We start from the raw sequence: 24,168 nt of genomic DNA on the forward strand, positions 1-24,168 counted from the left end.
GGCCCGGCGCGACAGGCAGGCACCTACAGGCCGGGCGCGCCCCACACCGGGAACCACCGGCTCAGATCCTGCTCCATCCGCAGGTCACCGGCGAGCGCCGCCTTCACCTGCAGCTCCAGCGCGTTGTCGCGCCGCTGCCCGCCGCCGGGCAGCGGTGCGAACGGGTAGAACGTGCCGCGCTTGTAGAGGTAGACCAGCGCGAGTCGCTTGCCGCCCTCACCCTCGAACGCGGCCAGGGAGCACAGCAGTTGCGGCCCGAAGCCGTTGACCTCCATCGAACTGTTCACCGCGTGGAGGTCGTTGACCAGGTCGGACAGCTGGTCGGGGGAGCGGCGCGAGACCAGCCAGGAGTACCCGTACACGTCCTGGCTGAGTTCCACCGGGGGGCCGTCCCGGTCGGCGTCCGCGTCCAGCAGGGCCTGGACCTCCCGGTGCGTCTGCTCGAAGGCGGCGCCCTCGACCGTCGCGAAGCACACCGCTCCGGTGCCGGTCGGCGTGAAACCGGCCGCGGCCTCCAGGGTCACGGCCGCCGACGGCAGCGCGAAAAGCCGGTCCAGGTCGGGCAGGGCCGGCTTCGTGCGGCCGAGCAGGATGTCCAGGAGCCCCATGCATCACGCCTTTCCGGGGGTTTCGGAGGTTCCGGGGGTCGCCGCCTCGCCCAGCTCGGCGGAGATCCGGCCCAGTTGGTCGAGACGCTGTTCCAGCGACGGGTGGGTGGAGAAGAACCGCTCGATGCCCGGCTCCTTGCCGGTGGCCGGCGTGAAGTAGAAGGCGTTGAAGGCCTGTGCGGTGCGCAGGTCCTTCGTCGGGATCCGGGCGATGTCGCCGGAGACCTTGGTCAGCGCCGAGGCCAGCACCGAGGGCCGCCCGGTGAGCAGCGCCGCCGCCCGGTCCGCGGCCAGCTCCCGGTACCTGGAGAGCGCCCTGATCAGCAGGAAGCTGATCGCGTACACCGCGGCCGACACCGCCATCACGGCGGCGAAGACGGCGGCGGTGTTCTGGTCCCGGCGCCCTCCGCCGAACAGCTGCGAGTAGAAGGCGAACCGCACGATCAGCCCGGCGATCACGCCGAGGAACGAGGCGATCGTGATCACGGCGACGTCCTTGTGCGCCACGTGCGACAGCTCGTGCGCGAGGACGCCCTCCAGCTCTGCGGGCTCCAGCCGCCGCAGCAGCCCGGTGGTCACGCAGACCACCGCGTGATCCGGATTCCGGCCGGTCGCGAACGCGTTGGGCATGTCCATCTCGGACACGGCGACCACCGGCTTGGGCATGTCGGCGATCGCGCACAGACGGTCGACCACCGCGTGCAGCTCGGGATACTCCTCGCGTTCCACGACCCGCCCGCGCATGGCGAACATCGCGATCCGGTCGGAGAACCAGAACTGTGCGACGAACATCGCCGCGACCAGCACCACGACGAGCAGCCACGACTTCAGCAGCACGATCAGCGCGGCCACGAAGCCCACGTACAGCAGTCCGAGCAGGAACATCGTGACCGTCATCCGAACGGTCAGTCGCCGGTCGCTCCGGAAGCGGCTCTGCATCTGCCTCACCCCGCAGTCAGGCACTCGTCCCGCTGTCCAGTGTGCACCCGCCCACTCCCATGAAGTGGTCCCGAACGGCCCTAGGTGCTGCAAAAGGTCCCTGTGAGAGCGCGTCCTAGTACGGAGCCCGGAACCGCACCCACCCCAGCAGCACGATCACGGCCGCCACACACCCGAAGACGATCGCCGTCGACACCCAGGACGAGCGGCGCGGTTCCACCGGCCCCGGGTCGGCGCGGAACGGCTGCGGCTCGGGCGGGTTCTCCCGCCACCGCGCGGCCAGCATCCGGGCCCGCGCGGAGGGTTCCTTGAACTCCGCCCGGTCGGCCCACTTGATGTCGAACTCCCGCTCGTCATCCCCCGTTTGGGACATCCCCGTATCTCCCCGTCAGTTCTGCGACCACTGTCGAACAGTCGTGCAGAAAACCATACGACGGCGCCCCCGCCCCGGGAAACGGGACGGGGGCGCCGGAGGCACCGAGAGGGCGTCGATCACACGTCGAAGTAGAGCTCGAACTCGTGCGGGTGCGGACGCAGCTGCAGCGGGGCGATCTCGTTCGAGCGCTTGAAGTCGATCCAGGTCTCGATCAGGTCGGCCGTGAAGACGTCACCGGCGAGCAGGAACTCGTGGTCGCGCTCCAGGGAGTCGAGGACGGCCGGGAGCGAGGTCGGGACCTGCGCGACGTTGGCGTGCTCCTCGGGAGCCAGCTCGTAGAGGTCCTTGTCGATCGGCTCGGCCGGCTCGATCTTGTTCTTGATGCCGTCCAGGCCCGCGAGCAGCAGCGCGGAGAAGGCCAGGTACGGGTTGCCGGAGGAGTCGGGCGCGCGGAACTCGACGCGCTTGGCCTTCGGGTTGGAGCCGGTGATCGGGATACGCATGGCCGCGGAGCGGTTGCGCTGCGAGTACACCAGGTTGATCGGCGCCTCGAAGCCCGGCACCAGACGGTGGTAGGAGTTCACCGTCGGGTTGGTGAAGGCCAGCAGCGACGGGGCGTGCTTGAGGATGCCGCCGATGTAGTAGCGGGCGGTGTCCGACAGGCCCGCGTAGCCGGCCTCGTCGTAGAACAGCGGGTCGCCGTTGCTCCACAGCGACTGGTGCACGTGCATGCCCGAGCCGTTGTCACCGAAGATCGGCTTCGGCATGAAGGTCGCGGTCTTGCCGTTGCGCCAGGCCACGTTCTTCACGATGTACTTGAAGAGCTGGAGGTCGTCGGCGGCGGCGAGCAGCGTGTTGAACTTGTAGTTGATCTCGGCCTGGCCGGCGGTGCCCACCTCGTGGTGCTGGCGCTCGACCTGCAGACCGGCCCGGCCCAGCTCCAGGGAGATCTCGGCACGCAGGTCGGCGAAGTGGTCGACCGGCGGGACCGGGAAGTAACCGCCCTTGTAGCGGACCTTGTAACCACGGTTGTCCTCGAGGGCGCCGGTGTTCCAGGCGCCGGCCTCGGAGTCGATGTGGTAGAAGCTCTCGTTCGCCGAGGTGGCGAAGCGCACGCTGTCGAAGACGTAGAACTCGGCCTCGGGACCGAAGTACGCGGTGTCCGCGATACCGGTGGAGGCGAGGTAGGCCTCGGCCTTCTTCGCCACGTTGCGCGGGTCACGGGAGTACTGCTCGCCCGTGATCGGGTCGTGGATGAAGAAGTTGATGTTGAGCGTCTTGTCACGGCGGAAGGGGTCGACCCGGGCGGTCGACAGGTCCGCGCGCAGCGCCATGTCGGACTCGTGGATCGCCTGGAAACCACGGATCGACGATCCGTCGAAGGCGAGCTCCTCGTCCGGGTCGAACGCCTCGACGGGCACCGTGAAGTGCTGCATGACGCCCGGCAGGTCGCAGAAGCGGACGTCGACGAACTTGACGTCCTCGTCCGCGATGAACTTCTTGGCCTCGTCGGCGTTCTGGAACATCCAGCTCCTCCTACTCCCGACCGCCTGCCGGGGTGGTAGTTCGTTCGTGCGGCCAGTGCGGTGGCACACGCTGTCCTCGACACTAGGGATGGGTGATTTCTCGGGCGTGACCCATTTGTTTCGCACAAGTTAACCGGACGCCGTCCGGTTGACCCCACCTGTCCGTATCCCGAAACGCTGGCAGTACCGTGGACGCGTGGACAAGAGGGAAGCAGTTGGATCGTGGCTCTCCGGCCCCCGCGCGGCCGCCGAGGAAGCCGGTGTGGACTTCGGATACCGCGGTGAGCAGCTGGGGCTGCCCGAGGAGGGACCCGGCTCGATCGCCCGCCCCGGCCGCAGGTTCGGCGCCCTGGCCGTCGACTGGGGCCTGTGCCTCTTGATCGCATACGGTCTCATCACGCACGGCTACCACCCGCAGTCGACCGGTAACTGGGCGCTTCTGGTCTTCTTCGCCCTCGGCGTGCTGACCGTCGGCACCATCGGCTTCACGCCCGGCAAGCGCCTGTTCGGCCTGCGCGTGGTCGCCCTCGGCACGGGCCGCCCCAGCTTCCCGCGAGGCCTGATCCGCACGGCCCTGCTGTGCGTCGCGATCCCGGCCCTGATCTGGGACCGCGACGGCCGGGGTCTGCACGACAAGCTGGCCGGCACCGTCGAGGTCCGCGCCTGAACCCCCGTACACACGAAGGGGCGCCCGCGGCATCCGCGGGCGCCCCTTCGACGTAGGAGGATCAACGGGCCTTGGGCCCGCCCTTCGGAAGCTTCATGCCCTTCGGCATCGGCCCCTTCGGCAGTGGCATGTTGCTCATCAGGTCGCCCATGGCGCGCAGCCGGTCGTTGGTGGCGGTCACCTGCGGGCCGGTCAGCACGCGCGGCAGCTTCAGCATGGCCGTGCGCAGCTTCTTCAGCGGGATCTGGCCCTCGCCCGTGCCGACGACGAGGTCGTGCACCGGCACGTCCGCGACGATGCGGTTCATCTTCCGCTTCTCGGCGGCCAGCAGGGTCTTGACCCGGTTCGGGTTGCCCTCGGCGACCAGGACGATGCCGGCCTTGCCGACGGCCCGGTGCACCACGTCCTGGCTGCGGTTCATCGCCACCGCCGGAGTCGTCGTCCAGCCCCGGCCGATGTTGTCCAGCACGGCCGCTGCGGCGCCCGGCTGGCCCTCCATCTGCCCGAAGGCGGCACGCTCGGCCCGTCGCCCGAACACGATGGCCATCGTGAGGAGGGCGAGGAACAGACCCAGGATGCCGAGATAGATGGGGTGACCGATCAAGAAACCGATCGCGAGGAAGACACCGAGGATGCTGATGCCGACAGCCGCGAGTACAAGACCGATCTTCTTGTCGGCCTTGCGGGTCATCTTGTAGGTCAGGACGATCTGCTTCAGTCGCCCGGAGTTCGCAGCGTCTGCTGCCGTGTCCTTCCTCGCCATGCCACGAAGTCTACGTGGCCCCGGGAGCGCCGACGACGGCGGTGCTCGGCGGGAAGGGATCGCGAGGTGTCAGGGGCGGACGGCGGGGGCCTGGTCGAGGACGCGCTGCGCCTCGACACGGTCCTTGGCGCGGCGGCGGTCCTCCAGGACGGAGGTCCAGGCGTTGCGCCGGGCGGTGCGCTGGCCGCTGCTCATGAGCAGCGACTCGACGGCACGGAGTGCATCGGTGAACGACGGGATGGCGGTGGCGCGAACGGGCGCGGCCTGCATGATGGAGGTCCCCCCTCGAGGCTGACGGCACTGGTGGGTGGTGCACGGGGTGTACACCCAGGGTCACTGACTGGTGTTACCAGGGCGTGACCGACCGGTCAAACACCGATGAAACCCCGATTCGCGTCCCGTAAACGTCGACGCGGCCCCGATGGCGTCCCCAACTGCGAGGACGTCCGGGACCGCGTCAATCGGCCACTACCCGGCGGTAGTTGCTTGTGCGCAGATTCACACGTTTAGCGTGGCACCGCGTGCCATCACACCGCCTGCGAGGCGACGTACGCGCCGCGCTTCTCGACGGCCATCTGGTACAGCCGCCCGGCGCGGTAGGAGGACCTCACCAGCGGGCCGGACATCACGCCGGAGAAGCCGATCTGCTCGGCCTCCTCCTTCAGCTCGACGAACTCGTGCGGCTTGACCCAGCGCTCCACGGGGTGGTGGCGCACCGACGGGCGCAGGTACTGCGTGATGGTGACCAGCTCGCAGCCGGCCTCGTGCAGCTGCCGCAGCGCGTCGCTGACCTCCTCGCGGGTCTCGCCCATGCCGAGGATGAGGTTCGACTTGGTGACCAGGCCGAAGTCGCGGGCCTCGGTGATGACCTTCAGCGAGCGCTCGTAGCGGAAGCCGGGGCGGATGCGCTTGAAGATCCGGGGCACGGTCTCGACGTTGTGCGCGAACACCTCGGGGCGGGAGGAGAAGACCTCGGCCAGCTGCTCGGGGACCGCGTTGAAGTCGGGGGCGAGGAGCTCGACCTTGGTGTGGCCGCCCTCCCGGTCCGCGGTCTGCGCGTGGATCTGGCGGACCGTCTCGGCGTACAGCCAGGCGCCGCCGTCCTCCAGGTCGTCGCGGGCGACGCCGGTGATGGTGGCGTAGTTCAGGTCCATGGTGACCACGGACTCGCCGACGCGGCGCGGCTCGTCGCGGTCGAGGGCCTCGGGCTTGCCGGTGTCGATCTGGCAGAAGTCGCAGCGCCGGGTGCACTGGTCGCCGCCGATGAGGAAGGTCGCCTCGCGGTCCTCCCAGCACTCGTAGATGTTGGGGCAGCCGGCTTCCTGGCAGACCGTGTGCAGGCCCTCGCTCTTCACGAGGTTCTGCATCTTCGTGTACTCGGGGCCCATTTTCGCCCGGGTCTTGATCCACTCGGGCTTGCGCTCGATGGGGGTCTGGCTGTTGCGGACCTCCAGGCGCAGCATCTTGCGTCCGTCGGGTGCGACTGCGGACACGATGGGCTCCCTAGCGATTGATTCCTCGGCGCACCCAAGGGTACGCCCGTTGATTTCAAGCCCGGTATCGGCGCCGGCCCTGGGGGCTGCCGCCCCCAGACCCCCGCTTCGGCCCGAAGGGCCTCGTTCTCGAACGCCGGACGGGCCGGTTTTATGCCGGCGTCTTCTCGACGAGGCGCGGCTTCAGCTCCGCGTTCTCGAGTACGTCCTTCAGGTGCCGTTCCACCACGGGCAGCACCTCGGCGATGGTGACGTCCCGGCCCAGCTCGCCCGCCAGCGAGGCGACGCCCGCGTCGCGGATGCCGCACGGGATGATCCGGTCGAACCACTTGTTGTCGGGGTTCACGTTCAGCGCGAAGCCGTGCATCGTGACGCCCTTGGCCACGCGGATGCCGATCGCGGCGATCTTGCGGTCCTCGCGGCGCTGGCCGGCGTTGGACGGGGCGTACTCGGGGCCGTTCAGCCGCGGGTCGAACTCCTCGTCGGTCAGCCGGGGGTCGAAGTCGAGGGACAGCCCGCCGAGCGCCGGCCGCTGCTCGACGGGGTCGCCGAGCACCCACACCCCGCTGCGGCCCTCGACCCGCGTGGTCTCCACGCCGAACTCCGCGCACGTGCGGATCAGCGCCTCCTCCAGGCGCCGTACATGCGCGACGACGTCCACCGGGCGCGGCAGCTTCTGGATGGGGTAGCCGACCAGCTGGCCCGGTCCGTGCCAGGTGATCTTGCCGCCGCGGTCGACGTCGATGACGGGGGTGCCGTCGAGGGGCCGCTCGTTGTCCGCCGTGCGCCGGCCCGCCGTGTAGACCGGCGGGTGCTCCAGCAGGATCACGGTGTCGGGGACCTCGTCCGCGAACCGCGCCGCGTGCACCCGGCGCTGCTCGTCCCACGCCACCTGGTAGTCCACGGCCTCGGTGCCGAACCCCATGCGGACGAACCGCAGCTCACTCACGGCAAGCGCCTCCCTGGAAGTCGTAAGGCACGAAACGTGCCTACGCCACTGTACGACTGGCCGTCGGGCGTCAGCCGCGCGGCCAATCCTCACACGATCGGATGAACGAACGGGGAAGTGTGCGACCGCATGCTCACTCTCCGCTACATTCGCGCCGTTCACAGAGGCCATAAGGGCTGCTCACAGGCAATCCGGGCACCTCGGCGGCCAGGTCGGCCGCGGGGTAGGCCCGAAAGGCAGGAGACCGCACCGCAGATGACGGAACGACCCGCGCAGCGCACTCCCAACCGACAGCTCGCCGCGCTCATCGCAGAAGCGGGGTTCTCCAACGCGGGGCTCGCCCGACGCGTGGACCAGCTCGGTCTCGAACACGGGCTTGACCTGAGATACGACAAGACGTCCGTGACCAGGTGGCTGCGCGGACAGCAGCCCCGCGGCACCACCCCCGCCCTCATCGCCGAGGTCTTCACCCGGCGGCTGGGGCGCCGGCTCACCGCCCAGGACCTCGGGCTCGACGCCTGTGCGCCGGTGTACGCCGGGCTGGAGTTCGCCTCGACCCCCGAGGAGGCCGTCGACATCGTCGGCGGCCTGTGGCGCAAGGACTCCGGCTCGCACGCCGAACTGCGCAAGATCGCGTTCACGCCGGCGGGGCTGGTGGTGCCCAGCCGGGACTGGCTGATCGGCCGGGCCGACGACCGCGTCGCCCGCGGCGAGCAGCCGCCCCCCGCACCCGGCGTGGCCCGAACGGGGGCCGTCCCCAAGATCCCGGTGCAGGGCCGCCCGGGCGTCCCGCGCCAGCGCGGCCAGGGCGAGCGCGGGCACGGCCAGCGGGTCACCGCCGGCGACATCGCCGCGCTGCGCTCGGTGGGCGAGCTGTTCCGCACCCTCGACAACATGTACGGCGGCGGACACGCCCGCCAGGCCCTCGTGCGCTACCTGGAGCACGAGTGCGAGCCGATGCTGCGCGGCGCCTACGGCGAGCAGACCGGCCGCAAACTCTTCGCGGCCGCCGCCGACCTGACCCGGCTGGCCGGCTGGACCTCGTACGACATCGCCGCGCACGGGCTGGCCCAGCGGTACTTCGTGCAGTCGCTGCGGCTCGCGCAGGCGGCGGGGGACCGGGCGTACGGGGCGTACGTGCTGGTCACCATGAGCCGGCAGGCCGTCTATCTCGGGCACGGGCGCGAGGCCGTGCAACTGGCGCGGGTGGCCCAGCAGGGCGTGGGCACCAACGCCCCGCCGGTCGTGCAGGCGCTGCTGCACGCGGCCGAGGCGCGCGGGCACGGCGTGCTCGGCGAGGTGCGCAACTGCACGGCCTCCCTGGTACGGGCCGAGCGCGCGCTGGAGGCGGCGCGCTCGGGAGACGAAGTGCCGTACTGGGCGCGGTTCTTCGACGAGGCGCAGCTCGCCGACGAGTTCGGGCACGCGCACCGGGACCTGCAGCAGTTCCGGGCGGCGGCGCAGCACGCCGAACGCTCGCTGCAGCTGCGGGCGCCGGCGTACGCCCGCAGCCGGCTGTTCTGCCGCGTGGTGCTGGCCTCCGCCCGGCTGGGCCTGGGCGAACTGGACCAGGCCTGCGCGCTGGGGGCGGAGGCGGCGGGTGCGGCGGCGGAGATGCGGTCGGTGCGGGCGACGGAGTACGTGCGGGACTTCGAGCGCAGGCTGGAGCCGTACAAGGACTCGGCGCCGGTGCGGGGGTATCGCGACAAGGTCGCTGCGCTGGGCTGAGGGGGCGGGGGCGCGCCGTGACGGCGGGGGTGCTTTGCCGGGTGCGGCGCCGTCGTGGCTGGTCGCGCAGTTCCCCGCGCCCCTTTCGGTGTGCCGGGTGCGGCGCCGTTGTGGCTGGTCGCGCAGTTCCCCGCGCCCCTTTCGGTGTGCTGGGTGCGGGGCCGTTGTGGCTGGTTGCGCAGTTTCCCGCGCCCCTTTCGGGGTGCTGGGTGCGGGGTCGTTGTGGCTGGTTGCGCAGTTTCCCGCGCCCCTTTCGGGGCGCTCTAGGCGGCCTGGGGCGTGGGGAGGGGGTCGGAGGTGTGCATCGGGGTTGCCGCTCCGAGGTCGGTCAGGATGGCCGTCGACGCGCGGTGGGCCGAGTGCAGGGCTCCCTGGACGGTGCTGGTGTCCCGGTGGTCGCCGCACACGTACAGGCCGGCCAGCAGACGCACCGGGCGGCGCAGGTCGTGGGGCGGGCGCATGGCGGGGACGGCCTCGGCGGTGTGGTGGACGGCGAGGGTCTCCCAGCGGCGGGTCGAGGTGCCGTAGAGGCGCGACAGGTGCATGCGGACGGCGGTGTCGAGGTCGGCCGGGGGCGGCCCCAGGACCGTGGAGGAGATCAGGGCCCGGCCCGCGGGGGCCCGGCTCGGGTCCACCGCGCTGACCACCGCCGTGTGTGCGACCGGGCCGCCGCGGTCGGCGTCCAGGAGCAGCGAGGCGCCAGTCGCCGGCGCCTCGTCCGCCGAGTGGTGCACCACCGTCAGCCGGTGGAAGTCCGGGACGCGCAGGCCCGGCAGCAGCTCGGCGGCGGCCCGCGCGTCGGTCGCCAGCAGCACCGCCCGGCAGCGGATCTCGCCGTGCTCGGCGGTGGTCACCGCGTTGGTGGAGACCGAGGTCACCCGGACCCCGGTGTGCACGGTGCCCGGCGGCAGCCCCCGTCGCAGCAGCTCCGGCAGCATCTCGGCGCCGCCCTCCGGCACGCACAGCCGCCCGGCCGCGAAAGAGCGCAGCGCGAGATCCGCGCACCGGCTGGACGTCGTCAGCTCCGGGTCGCACAGCAGGGCCGCGAGCAGCGGTCGCAGGAAGCCGTCCACGGTGCGGGCGGGCACACCGCGCGCGGCGAGGGCCTGGCGGGCGGGCGACTCGGGCCGGGACAGCAGCCGTTCCACCGGCATGGCCGCGAGCCGGGTCAGCGCCGAGCCGAGCCGGGCCTGGTCGACGGCGGTGCCCAGCGGGGCGCTCGCCCGCAGCGCGCCCGTAGCGCGAGGGGCGCTCGCCAGGGCGCGTACGGCATGGAGTGCGCCCCGTGCGCCCCCCGCGCTCGCCACCGCCCCGGCGCGGTGGTGCCGCCCGTCGCTGTGCAGCAGGACGCCCGGCGCGAACGGGCGCAGCACGAGGGCGTCGAGACCGGGCGTCAGCCGTAGCTCCGGATACGCCGTCGACAGCAGTTGCCCGATGCGGTCGAGCCGGAACCCGTCCACCTTCTCGGTCGACATCCGGCCCCCCGCACACGGGGCGGCCTCCAGGACCGCGGTCGTCACTCCTGCGCTGGTCAGCCTATGCGCCGCGGAGAGGCCGGCCACCCCGGCCCCCACGATCACGACGTCAGCCTGGTACGCGGGCTCAAGCACGTGCCCCTCCTCGAGGTTGCGCGGCCGGTGGAGACGTCATGCCCCCAACGGGCTCCAGGAATACCCGAGTTCGGGTCGAGGTTAGGGCCGCGATCGGTCAAGGGCAGTCGCGCATGAACAGGGCACGGTCGCACAACGGTCGCATGCGGTCACGTCGTGGCTGCGCAGGGTGGCGCTCAGAGTGCGGCGCGGATCGCCTGCTCGATCTCCGGATACGTGAAGGTGAAGCCCGACTCCAGCAGCCGCTTCGGCAGCACCCGCGCACTGCCCAGCACGTCCCCGGCCATCTCGCCGAGCACGGTCCGCAGCACCTGCGCCGGCACGGCGAACAGCGTCGGCCGGTGCAGCACGCGCCCCATGGCCGCGGTGATCTCACGGTTCGTCAGCGGGTTCGGGGCCGTCAGGTTGAACGGCCCGGACAGCCCGTCGGTGTCGATGAGATACCGGATCGCGGCCACCTCGTCGTGCAGCGAGATGTACGACCAGTACTGCCGCCCGTCGCCCATCCGCCCCCCGAGCCCCGCCTTGAACAGCGGGAACAGCCGCCCCCAGGCCCCGCCCTGCCCGGACACCACCAGACCCGTCCGCGTGAACACGGTCCGTACGCCCGCCTCCTGCGCGGGCGCCGCTGCCGCCTCCCACTCCACGCACAGCTCGGGCAGGAACCCCCGGCCGGGCGGCGCACTCTCGTCGACGGCCCGGTCGCCGGTCTCGCCGTAGATCCCCATCGCGCTGCCGTTCACGAAGACCCGCGGCCCGTTCTCCAGCCCGGCGATCGCCTCGGCCAGCGCCGCGGTGCCGAGCACCCGGCCGTTGCGGATCCGCTCCTTGTACTCGTCCGTCCAGCGCCGGTCGCCGACCCCGGCGCCGGCGAGGTTGACCAGGACGTCGCACCCGGCCAGTCCGGCCGCGTCCACATACCGCCCCTCCGGGTCCCAGCACACCTCGTCCTCGGCACGGGCCGCCCGGCGCACCAGCCGCACCACCTCGTGTCCGTCCGCCTTCAGGGACCGCGCCAGGGCGCCGCCGATGAGTCCGGACGCACCGGCCACCGCGATTCGAGATCGTTGCATGGACTCATTCTCCTCAGAGGACTCATAAGGTGGCCGTTATGGTCGTTCCCCACATACGTCACGCCACGCTCGACGACGAGGAGACACTGGGCCGCCTCGACCGCGTCACCTGGTCACCGCTGCACTCCGTACAGCCGCGGCCCCGGCCGCCGTACGAGCCCTTCTACAACGAGCGGTTCGGCCCCCGCGACCACCTGGTCGCCGAACTCGACGGCACGGTCGTCGGCTACGTCCGGCTGGCCTATCCGACCCCGCTGGTCTGCAACTCGCATGTCCGGCAGATCCAGGGGCTCGTCGTCGCCGAGGAGGCGCGCGGCGCCGGTGTCGGGCGGGCGCTGCTGCGCGCGGTGCGGGAGGAGGCCCGCAGGCAGGGCGCCCGCCGGCTCACCCTGCGCGTCCTCGGGCACAACGCCCCGGCCCGCAGGCTGTACGAGACCGAGGGTTTCGTGGTGGAGGGCGTACTGCCCGGCGAGTTCCTGCTGGAGGGCGCGTACGTGGACGACGTCCTCATGGGGTGCAGTCTCTGACCTGATCGCGGTTGGCGGCCTCGCGGCGCCTGCGGACGACCAGGAAGAGCGCGCCTCCCGCCACCAGCAGGGAGATCAGGAAGAAGACGGGCACGGCAGCCTCCGGCGGGTGTGGGGGACCGGCCCTCCATCATCGGGCAGGGGACCGCGCTACGACGTCACCAGATCGCCCGTGTCCACCGCCGCCGTCGACCCCGCCGCACGCCGGGCGTCGGAGGAGACCTCGGCCGCCGTCAGCACGTAGCCGGTCTCGTCGTCCGAGGTCGAGCGGGCGAAGACGACGCCGAACACCCGGCCGTCCGTGGTCAGCAGGGGGCCGCCGGAGTTGCCGGGGCGGACCGTGGAGCGGATCGAGTAGATCTCGCGGGTCACCGTGGCGTCGCCGTAGATGTTCTGGCCGGTGGCGTCGACGCGGCTCGCGACCGTCGCCGCCTGCAGATCGAGGTCGCCGTCCTGCGGATAGCCGGCGACGACCGCGGAGTCACCGCGCTCGGCACCGCCGTCGAACCTCAGCACCGGCGCCCTGAGGCCGGGCACGTACAGCACGGCGACGTCCTTGTCGGGATCGAAGAGCACCACCTGGGCGTCGTACGACTGCCCGACCCCGCCGATGCGCACGGTCGGGTGGTCGATGCCGGCCACCACGTGCGCGTTCGTCATCACGTGCTCGCGCGCGTACACGAACCCGCTGCCCTCGCGGCCCTGGTTGCCGGAGACCCCCTCGATCTTCACCGTGCTGAGCTTGGCGGCGCTGGTGGCGGCGGCCGTGACGCTGTCGCCGGTCGGCTTGGCCACCCGGGCCGTCGACTCGTTCTCGAACGGGTTGAAGACCTGCGGGAAGCCCGCCTGGGTCAGCGCGGAGGTGGCCCGGGAGAACCAGGTCGGGGTGGTGTCCGGCATGAGGTTCTGCACGGCGCCGAGCAGGGTCGAGTCCCGGATCGCCGTGGTGACCAGCGGCGACGAGGAGACGCCGACCACGCTCGCGGCGACCCAGGCCACGATCAGTACGGCGACCGAGTTGGCCGCGGCCCCGCCGACGCCGTCGGCCACCCGCAGCGGCCCCCGGTCCAGCTCCCGCCGCAGCCTGAGCGCCAGCCGCCCGGCCAGCTCGTGTCCCACCACCGCCGGGACCAGCACGGTCAGCACCGCGGTGATCGTCGCCCGGGTCGTCCCCGCCGTCACCAGGTCCATCATCCAGGGCAGCACCCACACGCCCACGACGGCTCCGCCGACGAACCCGGCGAGCGAGACACAGCCGGCGACCAGGCCGCGCCGGTAGCCGGATGCCGCGTAGGCCAGAACCACCAGCATCAGCAGGATGTCGAGCAGGTCCACAGAGCCGCCTTTCTCTCAGACCCCTTAGTACGCGCGGGACGGTCCCGATGATCAGTGGTGCGTGTGCGTGTCCCTCCCCCGTCCCCTCCATCCGGAAAAACGTCACGGACCAGGAGGATGGTTCCACCGGGTGGCACAGCACACATCGCGGGCGAAGCCTTTCCGGCCGAGAGTGGACCCATGCGGGTCCGAAGATCGCGGGCGCCTCGAAGCCGACGCACAGCACGCATACGCGCCACGCTGTGCCGAACGCGGGCACTGCGCCCCCCACGAGCGCAGCGCCTGCTGAGCGCCCTGCGCGCAAGCCCGGCGGGGGCACGGGAAGCCGCCCGCCCCGAAGGAGAAGCGCCCCCCGACACCCCGGCACCGACGGAGGCAGCCGCGCCGCCCGGGAGCGAGGAGGGTGGGGCTGTCGGCTCTTCGGAGGCGGTGGCCGGGGCCAGGGCGCCGGTCGGGTGTCGTGGGGTGCGGCGCGGGGTTCGGCTGCCGCGGGCCGCTCGGGTCGGGGCCGCCTGCTTCATCGGGCTCGCCGGGGTTCTCGGGCTGGTGCTCTGCGTGGACGGGGTCCAGCACGGGAACGCGGAGCGTCCCGTCCGGGCCGCCCCGGCCCGCCCCGTACCCACCGCACACCCCGCCGCCAGGCCCCGTATCGTGCCGCGCTCCGTCTGGCTCGACGACCTCGCCCGGCACGCGCAGCCGCCCCCGCGCTACGACGACAAGGTCGTCGCCGTCTTCGTCCACCACACCGACTCGCCCAACGGCTACGCCTGCGCCGACGCGCCCCGCATCATCCGCTACCTCTACGCCGGCCAGACCGGCGCCCGCCGCTGGGACGACATCGGCTACAACTTCCTCGTCGACCGCTGCGGCACCATCTACGAGGGCCGCGCGGGCGGCGTCGACCGCCCCGTCACCGGCGCCCACACCCAGGGCTTCAACCACCGCACCGCCGGTATCGCCGCCCTCGGCACGTTCACCGCGGGCGTCCCCGTCCCCAAGGCCATGACCGACGCGATCGCCGCGCTCGCCGCCTGGAAACTGGGCCTGGCCGACGTCGACCCCCGCTCCCGGGTCCGGCTGACCTCCAGCAACAGCCTCAGCCGCTACAAAGCGGGCACCACCGCCATCCTCCCCGCCCTCGCGGGCCACAACGACGGCTACATGACCTCCTGCCCCGGCGCCGCCCTCACCGCCCGCCTCCCGGAGATCAGAGACCTGGCGGCCCGGCTCCAGGGCAGGACGCCGTAGCGTCACCGCCGCCCGAGATACACCCGCACCGCCCGCTGCAGCACCTTCCCCTGGCTGCCCACCGGCCGTTCCCACTCGCCGAGGTACTCCACGGCCCGCCCGCCGGTGCCCGCCTTGAAGCGCAGGCGCCCCAGCAACCGGCTCTCGGTGAGGACAGGGGTGATGGAGCGCAGGTCGTAGACGTCGGCGCCCGCCGCCCGCGCGTCGCACAGCATGCGCCACAACAGGGCGCTGCTGGGCCGCAGTTCACGCCCCTGGCGGCCGGAGGCAGGGTAGGAGTGCCAGGACCGGGGACCGACGTTGATCATGAGGGCGGCGGAGAGCACGAAACCGTCGTGCTCGGCGAGGTAGATGCGCAGCCGATCGTCGTCCTCGGCGTTGAGCGCCTTCCACATGCGCCGGAAGTACTCCGGTGGACGGGCCCTGAAGCCGTCGCGGGCGGCCGTGGCCGCGTACAGGCGGTGGAAGTCGGACAGGTCGGCGCCCGTGCCCCAGGAGACCCGCACGCCCGCCCGCTCCGCGGTGCCCAACGCCTGCTCGAAGTGCGGGGCGAGGCCCTTCCGCAGGTCCTCCGTCGACCGCCCGGCGAGCGGGATCCGGAAGCCGTAGCGGGGCTGCCCCAGCCCGAAGCCGCTGCCGTCGTCCTCCTCGCACCGGCGCCACCCCAGCCGCTCCAGCCGCTCGGCGGCGTCCAGCGCGAACCCGTCGACACCGGCGGCCGGCAGATCGCGCAGATGCCGTACGCCGGTGTCGGCGATCCCCGCGGTGACGGTGCCCGCCGCCCAGTGCCGTACGACGAGCGGCGGCCCGATCCGCACCGCGAACGCCCCGCGCTCCTCCAGGTGGGCGACGAGCGGATCCAGCCACCGTTCCAGCCGCGGGTCCGACCAGTCGATCGCGGGCCCGTCGGGGAGGTAGGCGAGGAACCGGCGCGTCCCGGGCAGCGGGCGGTACAGCACCAGCGCCGCCGCGACGAGCGGCCCGTCCTCGAACCAGCCGACGCTCTCCGCCACCCAGTCGGGCTTCACGTCGCCCCACTCGGGGATCTGCAGATGGCTCGCGTCCGGGTGCAGCCGCAGATGCGCGAGATGCTCCTCGCGCGTCAACTCCCTCACGTACGGGCTGCTCATGGCCTCACAGGTTTCTCCCAGCCGCCTCACGGATCGTCCTGAGGCACCGTCCCTATCGTCATGCACACGCACTGACTGAAGGTGGGGAAGAAGTGAACAGTCACAGCATCGCCACGCACAAGACCGAAGGCCGGACCAAGGGCATGTTCGGCCCGTGGGCCGCGCTCTGCGCGGCCGCCGCCGTCGTCCTCGGCCCGGCGGCCGTCACCGCGTCCGCGCTCGACCAGGCCAACGCGGCCCCGATGCACCACGCGGTCGCGGACCAGACGCACGCCTACATCCCGTCGGACTCCTCCCGCAGGCGCACCGCCGCGCTCTGAGCCGCTAGGGCCTGTCGTCCCCGGCCAGGCCCAGAAATTGCTCCCCGGACGGGTCGACGTCCACCCCGAGCCCGTTCATCAGGCCCGCGAGCATGACGTAGTAGCCGGTCGTCGTGACGATCTCGACGACCTGCCGGTCGGTGAAGCGGGCGCGCAGCGCCGTCAGCGTGGCCTCGGACAGGGTGCACCGGGACACCAGCTCGAAGGCCGCGGTCAGCGCCGCCGACTCCCTCTCGTCGAACTCCCCGCCCGCGGAACGCCGTTCGGCGATCGCCGCCAGCTGCTCGGGCGTCACACCCGAGGCGAGCGCGACCGGACCGTGCTGGACGGCCTCGTACTCGCACTCCGTGCCCGCCGCCACCGCAAGCACCACCAGTTCGCGCAGCCGGACCGGCAGGGTCGACTCGCGCAGCACGGCCAGGCCCATCTCGATGGCCGTGTCCGTCAGCGGAGGGGCGTGCGAGAGCATGCGGAAGGCGTTCAGCGGCACGGGCAGCTTCGCGACGCCGTCGGCCGGACGCTCCGGGTACGGGATGCGTGCCATGGTCCCCCTCGGCTGTGTCAGTCCCTGAACCGTTCCCACAGTTTCGGATACCGCTCCGCCAGCGCCCGGTCGTCCTCCAGGTCGACCGGCGTCCCCTCCGGCTCGGGAGGTGCCGGCGCGATGCCGAGGTCGGGCGCCACCGTCCCGGTGAGCTGCTCGTACGCCTCGTCGGCCGCGTACCCCAGCTCCTCCCCGTCGCCGTCGAGCTCCTCGTCGAAGTCGTCCAGGAGGTCGGCCAGCGCGTCGGGGTGGTGCACGGCGCTCTCGTACACCTCCCGCCCCTGTCCGATCAGCCAGCAGCGGAAGAAGTCGAAGGTGTCGTCGCCGGCCCCGTTCAGCAGCACGGCGGCCGCGCCCCACAGGTCCCAGGTGTAGGCGCGGTTGTAGCGGGCCTCGAAGTGACGGGCGAAGTCGAGGACCATGTCGGGCTCCAGCTGGAGCAGCCGGTCCACGAGCAGGTCCGCCTGCTCCTCGGGGTCGCCCTCGGCGGCCTCGCGGGCGGCGTCCACCAGCTCCCAGAACTCCGTCTCGTCCATCACGGGTACAGCATCGGCCCTGGGCGGGTGGGGCGCACGTGGAGTGCGGCGGATTGTTATGTCCCGTACAGGGCGGCGAGCCGTGCGGCGTCGCCCGCGAACCGCTCCCGCAGGCGCGGCGGCGCCAGCACCTCCACTTCCGGGCCGAGCCCCGCGAGCTGCGAGTGTGCGACCTCCTCGGACTCCACGGGCAGGGTCACCGTCACCCGGCCGTCCGCGTCGGGGGAGCCGGCGGCCGCCAGCGCCTCCCGCGCGGACGCGGGGTCGACGACGTACGGAAGTCCCCGCACTCCGGCGTCCGACAGGCGTACGACGACCTCGTCCCGCAGGATCGACCGCGCGAACTGCTCCGCCCGCTCGTCCCAGAAGGCCGGCAGGTCGAACTCCTCGTCGCGCTCGAAACGCTCCCCGTCGCCGTCGACGGCCGTGAAGCGGTCGATCCGGTACACCCGGTAGGTCCCCCGCTCCGCGACCCGCGCGCACAGGTACCAGACCCCCGCCTTGAGCACGAGCCCGTACGGCTCCAGGGTCCGCTCGACCTCGGCGTCCCGGCCCCGGTAGCGCGCGGTGATCCTCCGGTCGTCCCACACCGCGTTCGCCACGGCGGGCAGCAGCGCGGGCGCCTCGGGCTGGGTGAACCAGTTCGGGGCGTCCAGGTGGAAGCGCTGGGCCGCCGTGCGGGAGGCGTCCCGCAGCGACGGCAGGAGGGCAGCCGACACCTTCAGCCGGGCGGCGGAGGCGGCGTCCTCCAGCCCCATCTCGCGCAGCGCGCCCGGCACCCCGGACAGGAACAGCGCCTCGGCCTCCGAGCGGGCCAGCCCGGTCAGCCGGGTCCGGTACCCGCCGATCAGCCGGTAGCCGCCCGCGCGCCCCCGGTCCGCGTACACCGGCACCCCCGCCTCCGACAGCGCCTGGGCGTCCCGGGTGACGGTCCGCTCCGACACCTCCAGCTCGCGAGCCAGCTCGGCGGCGGTCATGGAGGGACGGGACTGGAGCAGAAGCACCATCTTGATGAGGCGGGCAGCGCGCATAGGGTCATCATCGTGCGTGTTCGGGTGCGCGTGTGTGGGGGGCTGATCGCGCAGTTCCCCGTGCCCCTCAAAGGCAGGCCCGCTCAGGCACGCCTGTCTTCAGGGGCGCGGGGAACTGCGCGACCGGCCCGCAGTCGACTTACAACCCGTACTTCTCCCGGGCCTCCTTCACGGCCGTCGCCTTCACCTCGCCGCGCCGCGCCAGCTGGGCCAGCGCCGCGACGACGATCGACTCGGCGTCGACGCCGAAGTGCCGGCGCGCACCCTCGCGGGTGTCGGAGAGGCCGAAGCCGTCCGCACCCAGCGAGGACCAGTCCTGCTCGACCCACTGCGCGATCTGGTCCGGGACCTGGCGCATGTAGTCGGACACCGCGAGGACCGGGCCCTCGGCGCCGTGCAGCACCTGGCGGACGTAGGGGACGCGCTCCTCGCCGCGCAGAAGGGCCTCGTCGGCCTCCAGCGCGTCACGGCGCAGCTCGGTCCAGGAGGTGGCGGACCAGACGTCGGCCGCGACACCCCACTCCTCGGCCAGCAGCTTCTGCGCCTGAAGCGCCCAGTGGATCGCGGTGCCGGAGCCCAGCAGCTGGATGCGCGGGGCGTTGGCCACCGGCGACAGGCCCGCGGACTCCGCCGTGTTGAAGCGGTACAGGCCCTTGACGATGCCCTCGTCGACACCGAGGCCCTGCGGCTTTGCCGGCTGCGGGAGCGGCTCGTTGTAGACGGTGAGGTAGTAGAAGACGTTCTGGTCCTCGCCCGGGGCGGCCTCGCCGTACATGCGGCGCAGACCGTCCTTGACGATCGTCGCCACCTCGTACGCGAACGCCGGGTCGTAGGTGAGGGCGGCCGGGTTGGTCGCCGCGATCACCGGGGAGTGGCCGTCGGCGTGCTGCAGGCCCTCGCCGGTCAGGGTGGTCCGGCCCGCCGTGGCGCCGACCAGGAAGCCGCGGCCGAGCTGGTCGCCGAGCTGCCACATCTGGTCGGCGGTGCGCTGCCAGCCGAACATCGAGTAGAAGATGTAGAACGGGATCATCGCCTCGCCGTGCGTCGCGTACGCGGTGGACGCGGCGATGAAGTCGGCCATCGAACCGGCCTCGGTGATCCCCTCGTTGAGGATCTGGCCGTTCTTGGCCTCCTTGTAGTACATCAGCTGGTCGCGGTCGACCGGCTCGTACGTCTGGCCCTTGGGGGAGTAGATCCCGAGGGACGGGAACAGGCTCTCCATGCCGAAGGTGCGCGCCTCGTCCGGGACGATCGGCACCCAGCGCCTGCCCGTCTCCTTGTCCCGGACCAGGTCCTTGACCAGACGGACGAAGGCCATGGTGGTGGCGACGTTCTGGGAGCCGGAGCCCTTGTCGAAGGCGGCGAAGGCCTTCTCGGCGGGGGCCGGCAGCGGGGCCACCGGGTGCACCCGGCGGGCCGGCGCCGGCCCGCCGAGGGCCGCGCGGCGCTCCTGGAGGTAGCGCACCTCGGGGGAGTCGGTGCCGGGGTGGCCGTAGGGGACCACGCCGTCGACGAACTGGCTGTCGGAGATGGGCAGTTCGAGCAGGTCCCGCATCGTCTTGAACTCGTCCACCGACAGCTTCTTCATCTGGTGGTTGGCGTTCTTCGACGCGAAGCCCTCGCCGAGGGTGTGCCCCTTGACGGTCTGGGCCAGGATCACGGTCGGGGCGCCCTTGAACTCGACGGCCGCCTTGTAGGCCGCGTACACCTTGCGGGCCTCGTGGCCGCCGCGGGAGAGGTGGAAGCACTCGAGGATCTTGTCGTCGCTCAGCAGCTTCGCCATCTGGGCGAGCGCCGGGTCCTTGCCGAAGAAGTCCTCGCGGATGTAGGCGGCGTCCCGCGTCTGGTACGTCTGCACCTGGGCGTCGGGTACCTCGCGCAGCCGGCGTACGAGCGCGCCGGTGGTGTCGAGCCGGAACAGCTCGTCCCAGGCGGAGCCCCACAGCGACTTCACGACGTTCCAGCCGGCGCCGCGGAACTGGGCCTCCAGCTCCTGCACGATCTTGAAGTTGGCGCGGACCGGGCCGTCGAGGCGCTGCAGGTTGCAGTTGATGACGAAGGTCAGGTTGTCCAGGCCCTCGCGGGAGGCGAGCGCCAGCGCCGCCGTCGACTCGGGCTCGTCCATCTCGCCGTCGCCGAGGAAGGCCCACACGTGCGAGTCGGAGACGTCCTTGATGCCGCGCGCGGTCAGGTAGCGGTTGAAGCGGGCCTGGTAGATGGCGGAGAGGGGGCCGAGGCCCATGCTCACCGTCGGGAACTCCCACAGCCAGGGCAGGCGGCGGGGGTGCGGGTAGGAGGGCAGGCCGTTGCCGCCGGACTCGCGGCGGAAGTTGTCCAGGTGCGTCTCGTTCAGCCGGCCGTCGAGGAAGGCGCGGGCGTAGATGCCGGGGGAGGCGTGCCCCTGGATGTAGAGCTGGTCGCCCGAGCCGTCGGCCTCCTTGCCGCGGAAGAAGTGGTTGAAGCCGGTCTCGTAGAGCCAGGCCGCGGAGGCGAAGGTGGCGATGTGGCCGCCGACGCCGTATTTGCTGCCCCGGGTCACCATCGCGGCCGCGTTCCAGCGGTTCCACGCGGTGATACGGCGCTCCATCGCCTCGTCACCGGGCACGGCCGGCTCGGCGGCGGTGGGGATGGTGTTGACGTAGTCGGTCTCGAGGAGCTTGGGCAGCGCGATGCCGGTGCCCTCGGCCCTCTCCAGCGTGCGGCGCATCAGGTACGCGGCGCGGTGCGGGCCGGCCGCCTTGGCGACCGCGTCCAGGGAGGCCTGCCATTCGGCGGTCTCCTCCGGGTCCCGGTCGGGGAGCTGGTCGAGCTCGCTCGGCTGGATGGCGTTGGGGTCGGTCATGTCGCCGCCTTCCTCAGTCGAAGGGGGTTCCCTCATCGGTAAGGGTTCGGGGGTGCCCTTTGTCTTTGGCAGGACAGGGCGCGGGGCCTCGGTTCAGGCCCGTCGGCGACAATAACTCCCTGATCGATGATCGATCAAAGGGTTCAGGGGCAAAACTTCTCGATTCCGAGAAAGTAGGCACGGGGTGTCTTTCGGGCAGGCACCCGGTGCCGCGCATTTCCGGGGTTTTCGCAGGTGAGCGGTGCTGCGCTCAGGCTCGCGGAGCGCAGCCCAGCACGTGTGCCTTGACGAGTTCGGCGATCCTCGGGTCCCGCCTCCGGAACGCCTGCACCAGCTCCTCGTGCTCCTCCGCGTACGACTGCTGAACGGTTCCCAGCCAGCGGATCGACAGTGCCGTGAAGACCTCGATGCCCAGGCCCTCCCAGGTGTGCAGCAGCACGGAGTTGCCCGCGGCCCGCACCAGCTCGCGATGGAAGGCCACCGTGTGCCGCACCTGGCCCGTGCCGTCCGCCGCGCGGTCCGCCTCGTACAGCGCGGCCACGTGCGGCTCCAGTGCCGAGCAGTCCTGCGCCAGCTTCTCCGCCGCCAGTTCCGCCGCGATCGCCTCCAGGCCCGCCCGGACCGGGTAGCTCTCCTCCAGGTCGGCCGCCGTCAGATTCCGCACCCGCACGCCCTTGTTCGGCGCGGACTCGATCAGCCGCAGCGACTCCAGCTCGCGCAGCGCCTCCCGCACCGGCGTCTGGCTGACCTCCAGCTCGGTGGCGATACGGCGCTCCACGATCCGCTCGCCCGGCTTCCAGCGCCCGCTGACGATCCCCTCCACGATGTGCTCGCGGATCTGTTCGCGCAGCGAGTGGACGACGGGCGCGGTCATGAGAGCTCCTTAAGGGCGTTCGACGTTTAGACAATAAGGCCGTGAGCGCTTTCGGGAGAGGCGCACGGGGACGCTTTCGTGCAGGTGAGACGAGACTTACACGCCTCGCCGGGCAGGGCCGTGCGCGGCGGCGCCCCGCCGGAACGACGGCGCCCCCGCCCGGAAAGCTCCGGGCGGGGGCGCCGTCGTACGAACCCTGAATCCTTACAGCCCGAGCTCGACCTCGAACTCGCCCGCCTCGAGGATCGCCTTGACCGCGGTCAGGTAACGGGCCGCGTCGGCGCCGTCCACCAGACGGTGGTCGTAGGAGAGGGTCAGGTAGGCCATGTCGCGGACGCCGATGACCGTGCCCTCCTCGGTCTCGATGACCGCCGGGCGCTTGACCGTGGCACCGATGCCGAGGATCGCGACCTGGCCCGGCGGCACGATGATCGTGTCGAAGAGCGCGCCGCGCGAACCGGTGTTGGAGATGGTGAAGGTCGCGCCGGACAGCTCGTCCGGGGTGATCTTGTTGCCGCGGACCTTGCCCGCCAGCTCCGCCGTGGCCTTGGCGATGCCCGCGATGTTGAGGTCGCCGGCGTGCTTGATGACCGGGGTCATCAGGCCCTTCTCGGAGTCCACCGCGATTCCGATGTTCTCGGAGTCGAAGTAGGTGATCGTGCCCTCGGCCTCGTTGATCTTGGCGTTGATGACCGGGTGGGCCTTCAGCGCCTGGGCCGCCGCCTTCACGAAGAACGGCATCGGGGAGAGCTTGACGCCCTCGCGCGCGGCGAAGGAGTCCTTGGCCTGGGCGCGCAGGCGCATCAGGCGGGTGACGTCGACCTCGACGACCGAGGACAGCTGCGCCTGCTCGTGCAGCGCCTTGACCATGTTGTCGCCGATGACCTTGCGGATGCGCGGCATCTTGACGGTCTGGCCGCGGAGGGGGGAGGCCTCCAGGGTCGGCGCCTTCTTGGCGGCCGGGGCGGCAGCGGCGGAGGGCGCCGGAGCCGCGGCGGCGGCCTTCGCGGCCTCGGCCGCGGCCATGACGTCCTGCTTGCGGATGCGGCCGCCGACGCCGGTGCCCTTGACGCCGGCCAGGTCGACGCCGTGCTCGGCGGCGAGCTTGCGCACCAGCGGGGTGACGTAGGCGCCCTCGTCGGTCGCCTGGGCGGCGGCCGGAGCGGCAGCGGCGGGCGCCGCGGCCGGGGCGGGAGCCGGAGCCGGGGCGGGCGCCGGAGCGGCCGGGACCGGCTCGGGGGCCGGGGTCGTGACCTGCTGCGGAGCCGGAGCCGTCGGGGCCTGCGGCGCCGGGGCGGCCGGAGCGGGCGCCGGAGCCGCGGGGGCGGCCGGAGCCGGAGCGGCGGCGGCGGGGGCCGGGGCGGCCGGGGCCGGGGCAGCGGCCGGAGCCGCACCCGGGGCGCCGATGACGGCGAGCTTGGCGCCGACCTCGGCGGTCTCGTCCTCGCCGACCGTGATCTCCAGCAGCACACCGGAGGTGGGCGCCGGGATCTCGGTGTCGACCTTGTCCGTGGAGACCTCGAGCAGCGGCTCGTCGGCCTCGACGGAGTCGCCGACCGACTTCAGCCAGCGGGTGACGGTGCCCTCGGTGACGGACTCGCCGAGCGCGGGCAGGACGACGTCCGTGCCCTCGGCGGAGCCGCCGCCGGACGCGGCCTCGGCGGTGGGGGCCGGGGCCGGGGCGGCCTGCTCGGTGGAGGGGGCGGCGGCGGCCGGCTCCGGAGCCGCGGCGGGCTCGGGGGCGGGCTCGGCGGCCGGGGCGGGGGCGGCGGCGGGAGAGCCGGTGCCGTCGTCGATGACGGCCAGCTCGGCGCCGACCTCGACGGTCTCGTCCTCGGCGACCTTGATGGAGGCGAGAACACCGGCTGCGGGCGAGGGGATCTCGGTGTCGACCTTGTCGGTCGAGACCTCGAGCAGCGGCTCGTCGGCCTCGACGCGCTCACCCTCGGCCTTCAGCCAGCGGGTGACAGTGCCCTCGGTGACGCTCTCGCCGAGCGCCGGAAGGGTTACGGAAACCGCCATGGTTTCGGTTGCTCCTTACGAATTGCG

General features: G+C 72.0%; 24 protein-coding genes. 5 read left to right on the forward strand and 19 right to left on the reverse strand.

The annotated features are described in order from the left end of the window. Positions 1-23: 23 nt before the first annotated feature. The 4 genes from ACIGDI_RS04460 to glnA form a co-directional block, all read right to left on the reverse strand. Complete coding sequence (locus ACIGDI_RS04460; RefSeq protein ID WP_399890318.1) at positions 24-608, reverse strand: hypothetical protein; 585 nt, start codon at positions 606-608, stop codon at positions 24-26. A gap of 3 nt (positions 609-611) precedes the next feature. Continuing rightward, the gene (gene htpX / locus ACIGDI_RS04465; protein ID WP_399890321.1) at positions 612-1,547 is read right to left on the reverse strand and encodes a zinc metalloprotease HtpX; all 936 of its coding nucleotides are present in this window, start codon (positions 1,545-1,547) and stop codon (positions 612-614) included. A 115-nt stretch (positions 1,548-1,662) separates the two neighbouring features. After that, on the reverse strand, positions 1,663-1,920 hold the full coding sequence (locus tag ACIGDI_RS04470) for a hypothetical protein (protein WP_142151495.1): 258 nt from the start codon (positions 1,918-1,920) through the stop codon (positions 1,663-1,665). Between the two features lie 119 nt (positions 1,921-2,039). Then, positions 2,040-3,449: a type I glutamate--ammonia ligase gene (glnA, locus tag ACIGDI_RS04475; RefSeq protein WP_200702744.1), complete on the reverse strand. Its 1,410-nt coding sequence runs from the start codon at positions 3,447-3,449 to the stop codon at positions 2,040-2,042. Positions 3,450-3,645: 196 nt separating this feature from the next. Here glnA and ACIGDI_RS04480 point away from each other — a divergent pair, with 196 nt between their 5' ends. Further along, positions 3,646-4,116 (forward strand): RDD family protein, encoded by a 471-nt coding sequence (locus ACIGDI_RS04480; protein ID WP_200702743.1) that lies wholly within the window; start codon positions 3,646-3,648, stop codon positions 4,114-4,116. A 61-nt stretch (positions 4,117-4,177) separates the two neighbouring features. Here the strand turns inward: ACIGDI_RS04480 and ACIGDI_RS04485 are convergent, their stop codons facing one another. From ACIGDI_RS04485 to lipB, 4 genes are all read right to left on the reverse strand, one after another. Beyond that, entirely contained in the window at positions 4,178-4,879 is a 702-nt protein-coding gene (locus ACIGDI_RS04485) for a DUF4191 domain-containing protein (protein WP_200702742.1), read from the reverse strand. Between the two features lie 69 nt (positions 4,880-4,948). Continuing rightward, entirely contained in the window at positions 4,949-5,149 is a 201-nt protein-coding gene (locus tag ACIGDI_RS04490) for a hypothetical protein (RefSeq protein ID WP_200702741.1), read from the reverse strand. 257 nt (positions 5,150-5,406) lie between these two features. After that, a complete protein-coding gene (gene lipA, locus ACIGDI_RS04495) occupies positions 5,407-6,372 on the reverse strand; it encodes a lipoyl synthase (RefSeq protein ID WP_200702740.1) in 966 nt (321 codons plus the stop codon). A 151-nt stretch (positions 6,373-6,523) separates the two neighbouring features. Continuing rightward, positions 6,524-7,321: a lipoyl(octanoyl) transferase LipB gene (gene lipB, locus ACIGDI_RS04500; protein WP_399890328.1), complete on the reverse strand. Its 798-nt coding sequence runs from the start codon at positions 7,319-7,321 to the stop codon at positions 6,524-6,526. Between the two features lie 255 nt (positions 7,322-7,576). Here lipB and ACIGDI_RS04505 point away from each other — a divergent pair, with 255 nt between their 5' ends. Beyond that, positions 7,577-9,049: a regulator gene (locus tag ACIGDI_RS04505; RefSeq protein WP_399890331.1), complete on the forward strand. Its 1,473-nt coding sequence runs from the start codon at positions 7,577-7,579 to the stop codon at positions 9,047-9,049. Between the two features lie 263 nt (positions 9,050-9,312). Here the strand turns inward: ACIGDI_RS04505 and ACIGDI_RS04510 are convergent, their stop codons facing one another. Beyond that, on the reverse strand, positions 9,313-10,659 hold the full coding sequence (locus tag ACIGDI_RS04510; RefSeq protein WP_399890334.1) for an NAD(P)/FAD-dependent oxidoreductase: 1,347 nt from the start codon (positions 10,657-10,659) through the stop codon (positions 9,313-9,315). Between the two features lie 176 nt (positions 10,660-10,835). Next, positions 10,836-11,732 (reverse strand): TIGR01777 family oxidoreductase, encoded by an 897-nt coding sequence (locus tag ACIGDI_RS04515; protein ID WP_399890337.1) that lies wholly within the window; start codon positions 11,730-11,732, stop codon positions 10,836-10,838. A 38-nt stretch (positions 11,733-11,770) separates the two neighbouring features. On the opposite strand from ACIGDI_RS04515, the gene ACIGDI_RS04520 reads away from it, so the two are divergent. Next, on the forward strand, positions 11,771-12,259 hold the full coding sequence (locus tag ACIGDI_RS04520; RefSeq protein WP_399890340.1) for a GNAT family N-acetyltransferase: 489 nt from the start codon (positions 11,771-11,773) through the stop codon (positions 12,257-12,259). Here the strand turns inward: ACIGDI_RS04520 and ACIGDI_RS04525 are convergent. After that, positions 12,240-12,353 (reverse strand): LPXTG cell wall anchor domain-containing protein, encoded by a 114-nt coding sequence (locus tag ACIGDI_RS04525; RefSeq protein WP_107416168.1) that lies wholly within the window; start codon positions 12,351-12,353, stop codon positions 12,240-12,242. The two genes, ACIGDI_RS04520 and ACIGDI_RS04525, sit on opposite strands and share 20 nt — an antisense overlap. A gap of 56 nt (positions 12,354-12,409) precedes the next feature. Then, positions 12,410-13,594: a MarP family serine protease gene (locus ACIGDI_RS04530; protein WP_399890344.1), complete on the reverse strand. Its 1,185-nt coding sequence runs from the start codon at positions 13,592-13,594 to the stop codon at positions 12,410-12,412. A gap of 465 nt (positions 13,595-14,059) precedes the next feature. Between ACIGDI_RS04530 and ACIGDI_RS04535 the strand changes: the two genes are divergently transcribed. Then, positions 14,060-14,842, forward strand: a complete 783-nt coding sequence (locus tag ACIGDI_RS04535) for a peptidoglycan recognition protein (protein ID WP_399890347.1) — start codon at positions 14,060-14,062, stop codon at positions 14,840-14,842. Positions 14,843-14,844: 2 nt separating this feature from the next. Here ACIGDI_RS04535 and ACIGDI_RS04540 read toward each other — a convergent pair whose 3' ends face one another. Continuing rightward, positions 14,845-15,972: a lipid II:glycine glycyltransferase FemX gene (locus ACIGDI_RS04540; RefSeq protein WP_399890350.1), complete on the reverse strand. Its 1,128-nt coding sequence runs from the start codon at positions 15,970-15,972 to the stop codon at positions 14,845-14,847. A gap of 92 nt (positions 15,973-16,064) precedes the next feature. On the opposite strand from ACIGDI_RS04540, the gene ACIGDI_RS04545 reads away from it, so the two are divergent. Further along, positions 16,065-16,292: a hypothetical protein gene (locus ACIGDI_RS04545; protein WP_200705738.1), complete on the forward strand. Its 228-nt coding sequence runs from the start codon at positions 16,065-16,067 to the stop codon at positions 16,290-16,292. Positions 16,293-16,296: 4 nt separating this feature from the next. On the opposite strand, the gene ACIGDI_RS04550 is transcribed toward ACIGDI_RS04545, so the two are convergent. From ACIGDI_RS04550 to sucB, 6 genes are all read right to left on the reverse strand, one after another. Continuing rightward, positions 16,297-16,836 (reverse strand): carboxymuconolactone decarboxylase family protein, encoded by a 540-nt coding sequence (locus ACIGDI_RS04550; RefSeq protein WP_399890353.1) that lies wholly within the window; start codon positions 16,834-16,836, stop codon positions 16,297-16,299. Between the two features lie 17 nt (positions 16,837-16,853). Beyond that, positions 16,854-17,372 (reverse strand): DUF4240 domain-containing protein, encoded by a 519-nt coding sequence (locus ACIGDI_RS04555; protein ID WP_200705737.1) that lies wholly within the window; start codon positions 17,370-17,372, stop codon positions 16,854-16,856. Between the two features lie 56 nt (positions 17,373-17,428). Continuing rightward, entirely contained in the window at positions 17,429-18,403 is a 975-nt protein-coding gene (locus ACIGDI_RS04560) for a helix-turn-helix transcriptional regulator (protein ID WP_399890356.1), read from the reverse strand. Positions 18,404-18,542: 139 nt separating this feature from the next. Then, positions 18,543-21,245: a pyruvate dehydrogenase (acetyl-transferring), homodimeric type gene (aceE, locus tag ACIGDI_RS04565; RefSeq protein WP_399890358.1), complete on the reverse strand. Its 2,703-nt coding sequence runs from the start codon at positions 21,243-21,245 to the stop codon at positions 18,543-18,545. 250 nt (positions 21,246-21,495) lie between these two features. Further along, positions 21,496-22,119, reverse strand: coding sequence for a GntR family transcriptional regulator (locus ACIGDI_RS04570; RefSeq protein ID WP_142151477.1), 624 nt, complete (start codon positions 22,117-22,119; stop codon positions 21,496-21,498). A 204-nt stretch (positions 22,120-22,323) separates the two neighbouring features. Then, positions 22,324-24,141, reverse strand: a complete 1,818-nt coding sequence (sucB, locus tag ACIGDI_RS04575; protein WP_399890361.1) for a 2-oxoglutarate dehydrogenase, E2 component, dihydrolipoamide succinyltransferase — start codon at positions 24,139-24,141, stop codon at positions 22,324-22,326. Positions 24,142-24,168 lie beyond the last annotated feature (27 nt).

The organism is Streptomyces sp. NPDC085900 (assembly GCF_044540925.1).
Classification (GTDB): domain Bacteria; phylum Actinomycetota; class Actinomycetes; order Streptomycetales; family Streptomycetaceae; genus Streptomyces; species Streptomyces gilvifuscus.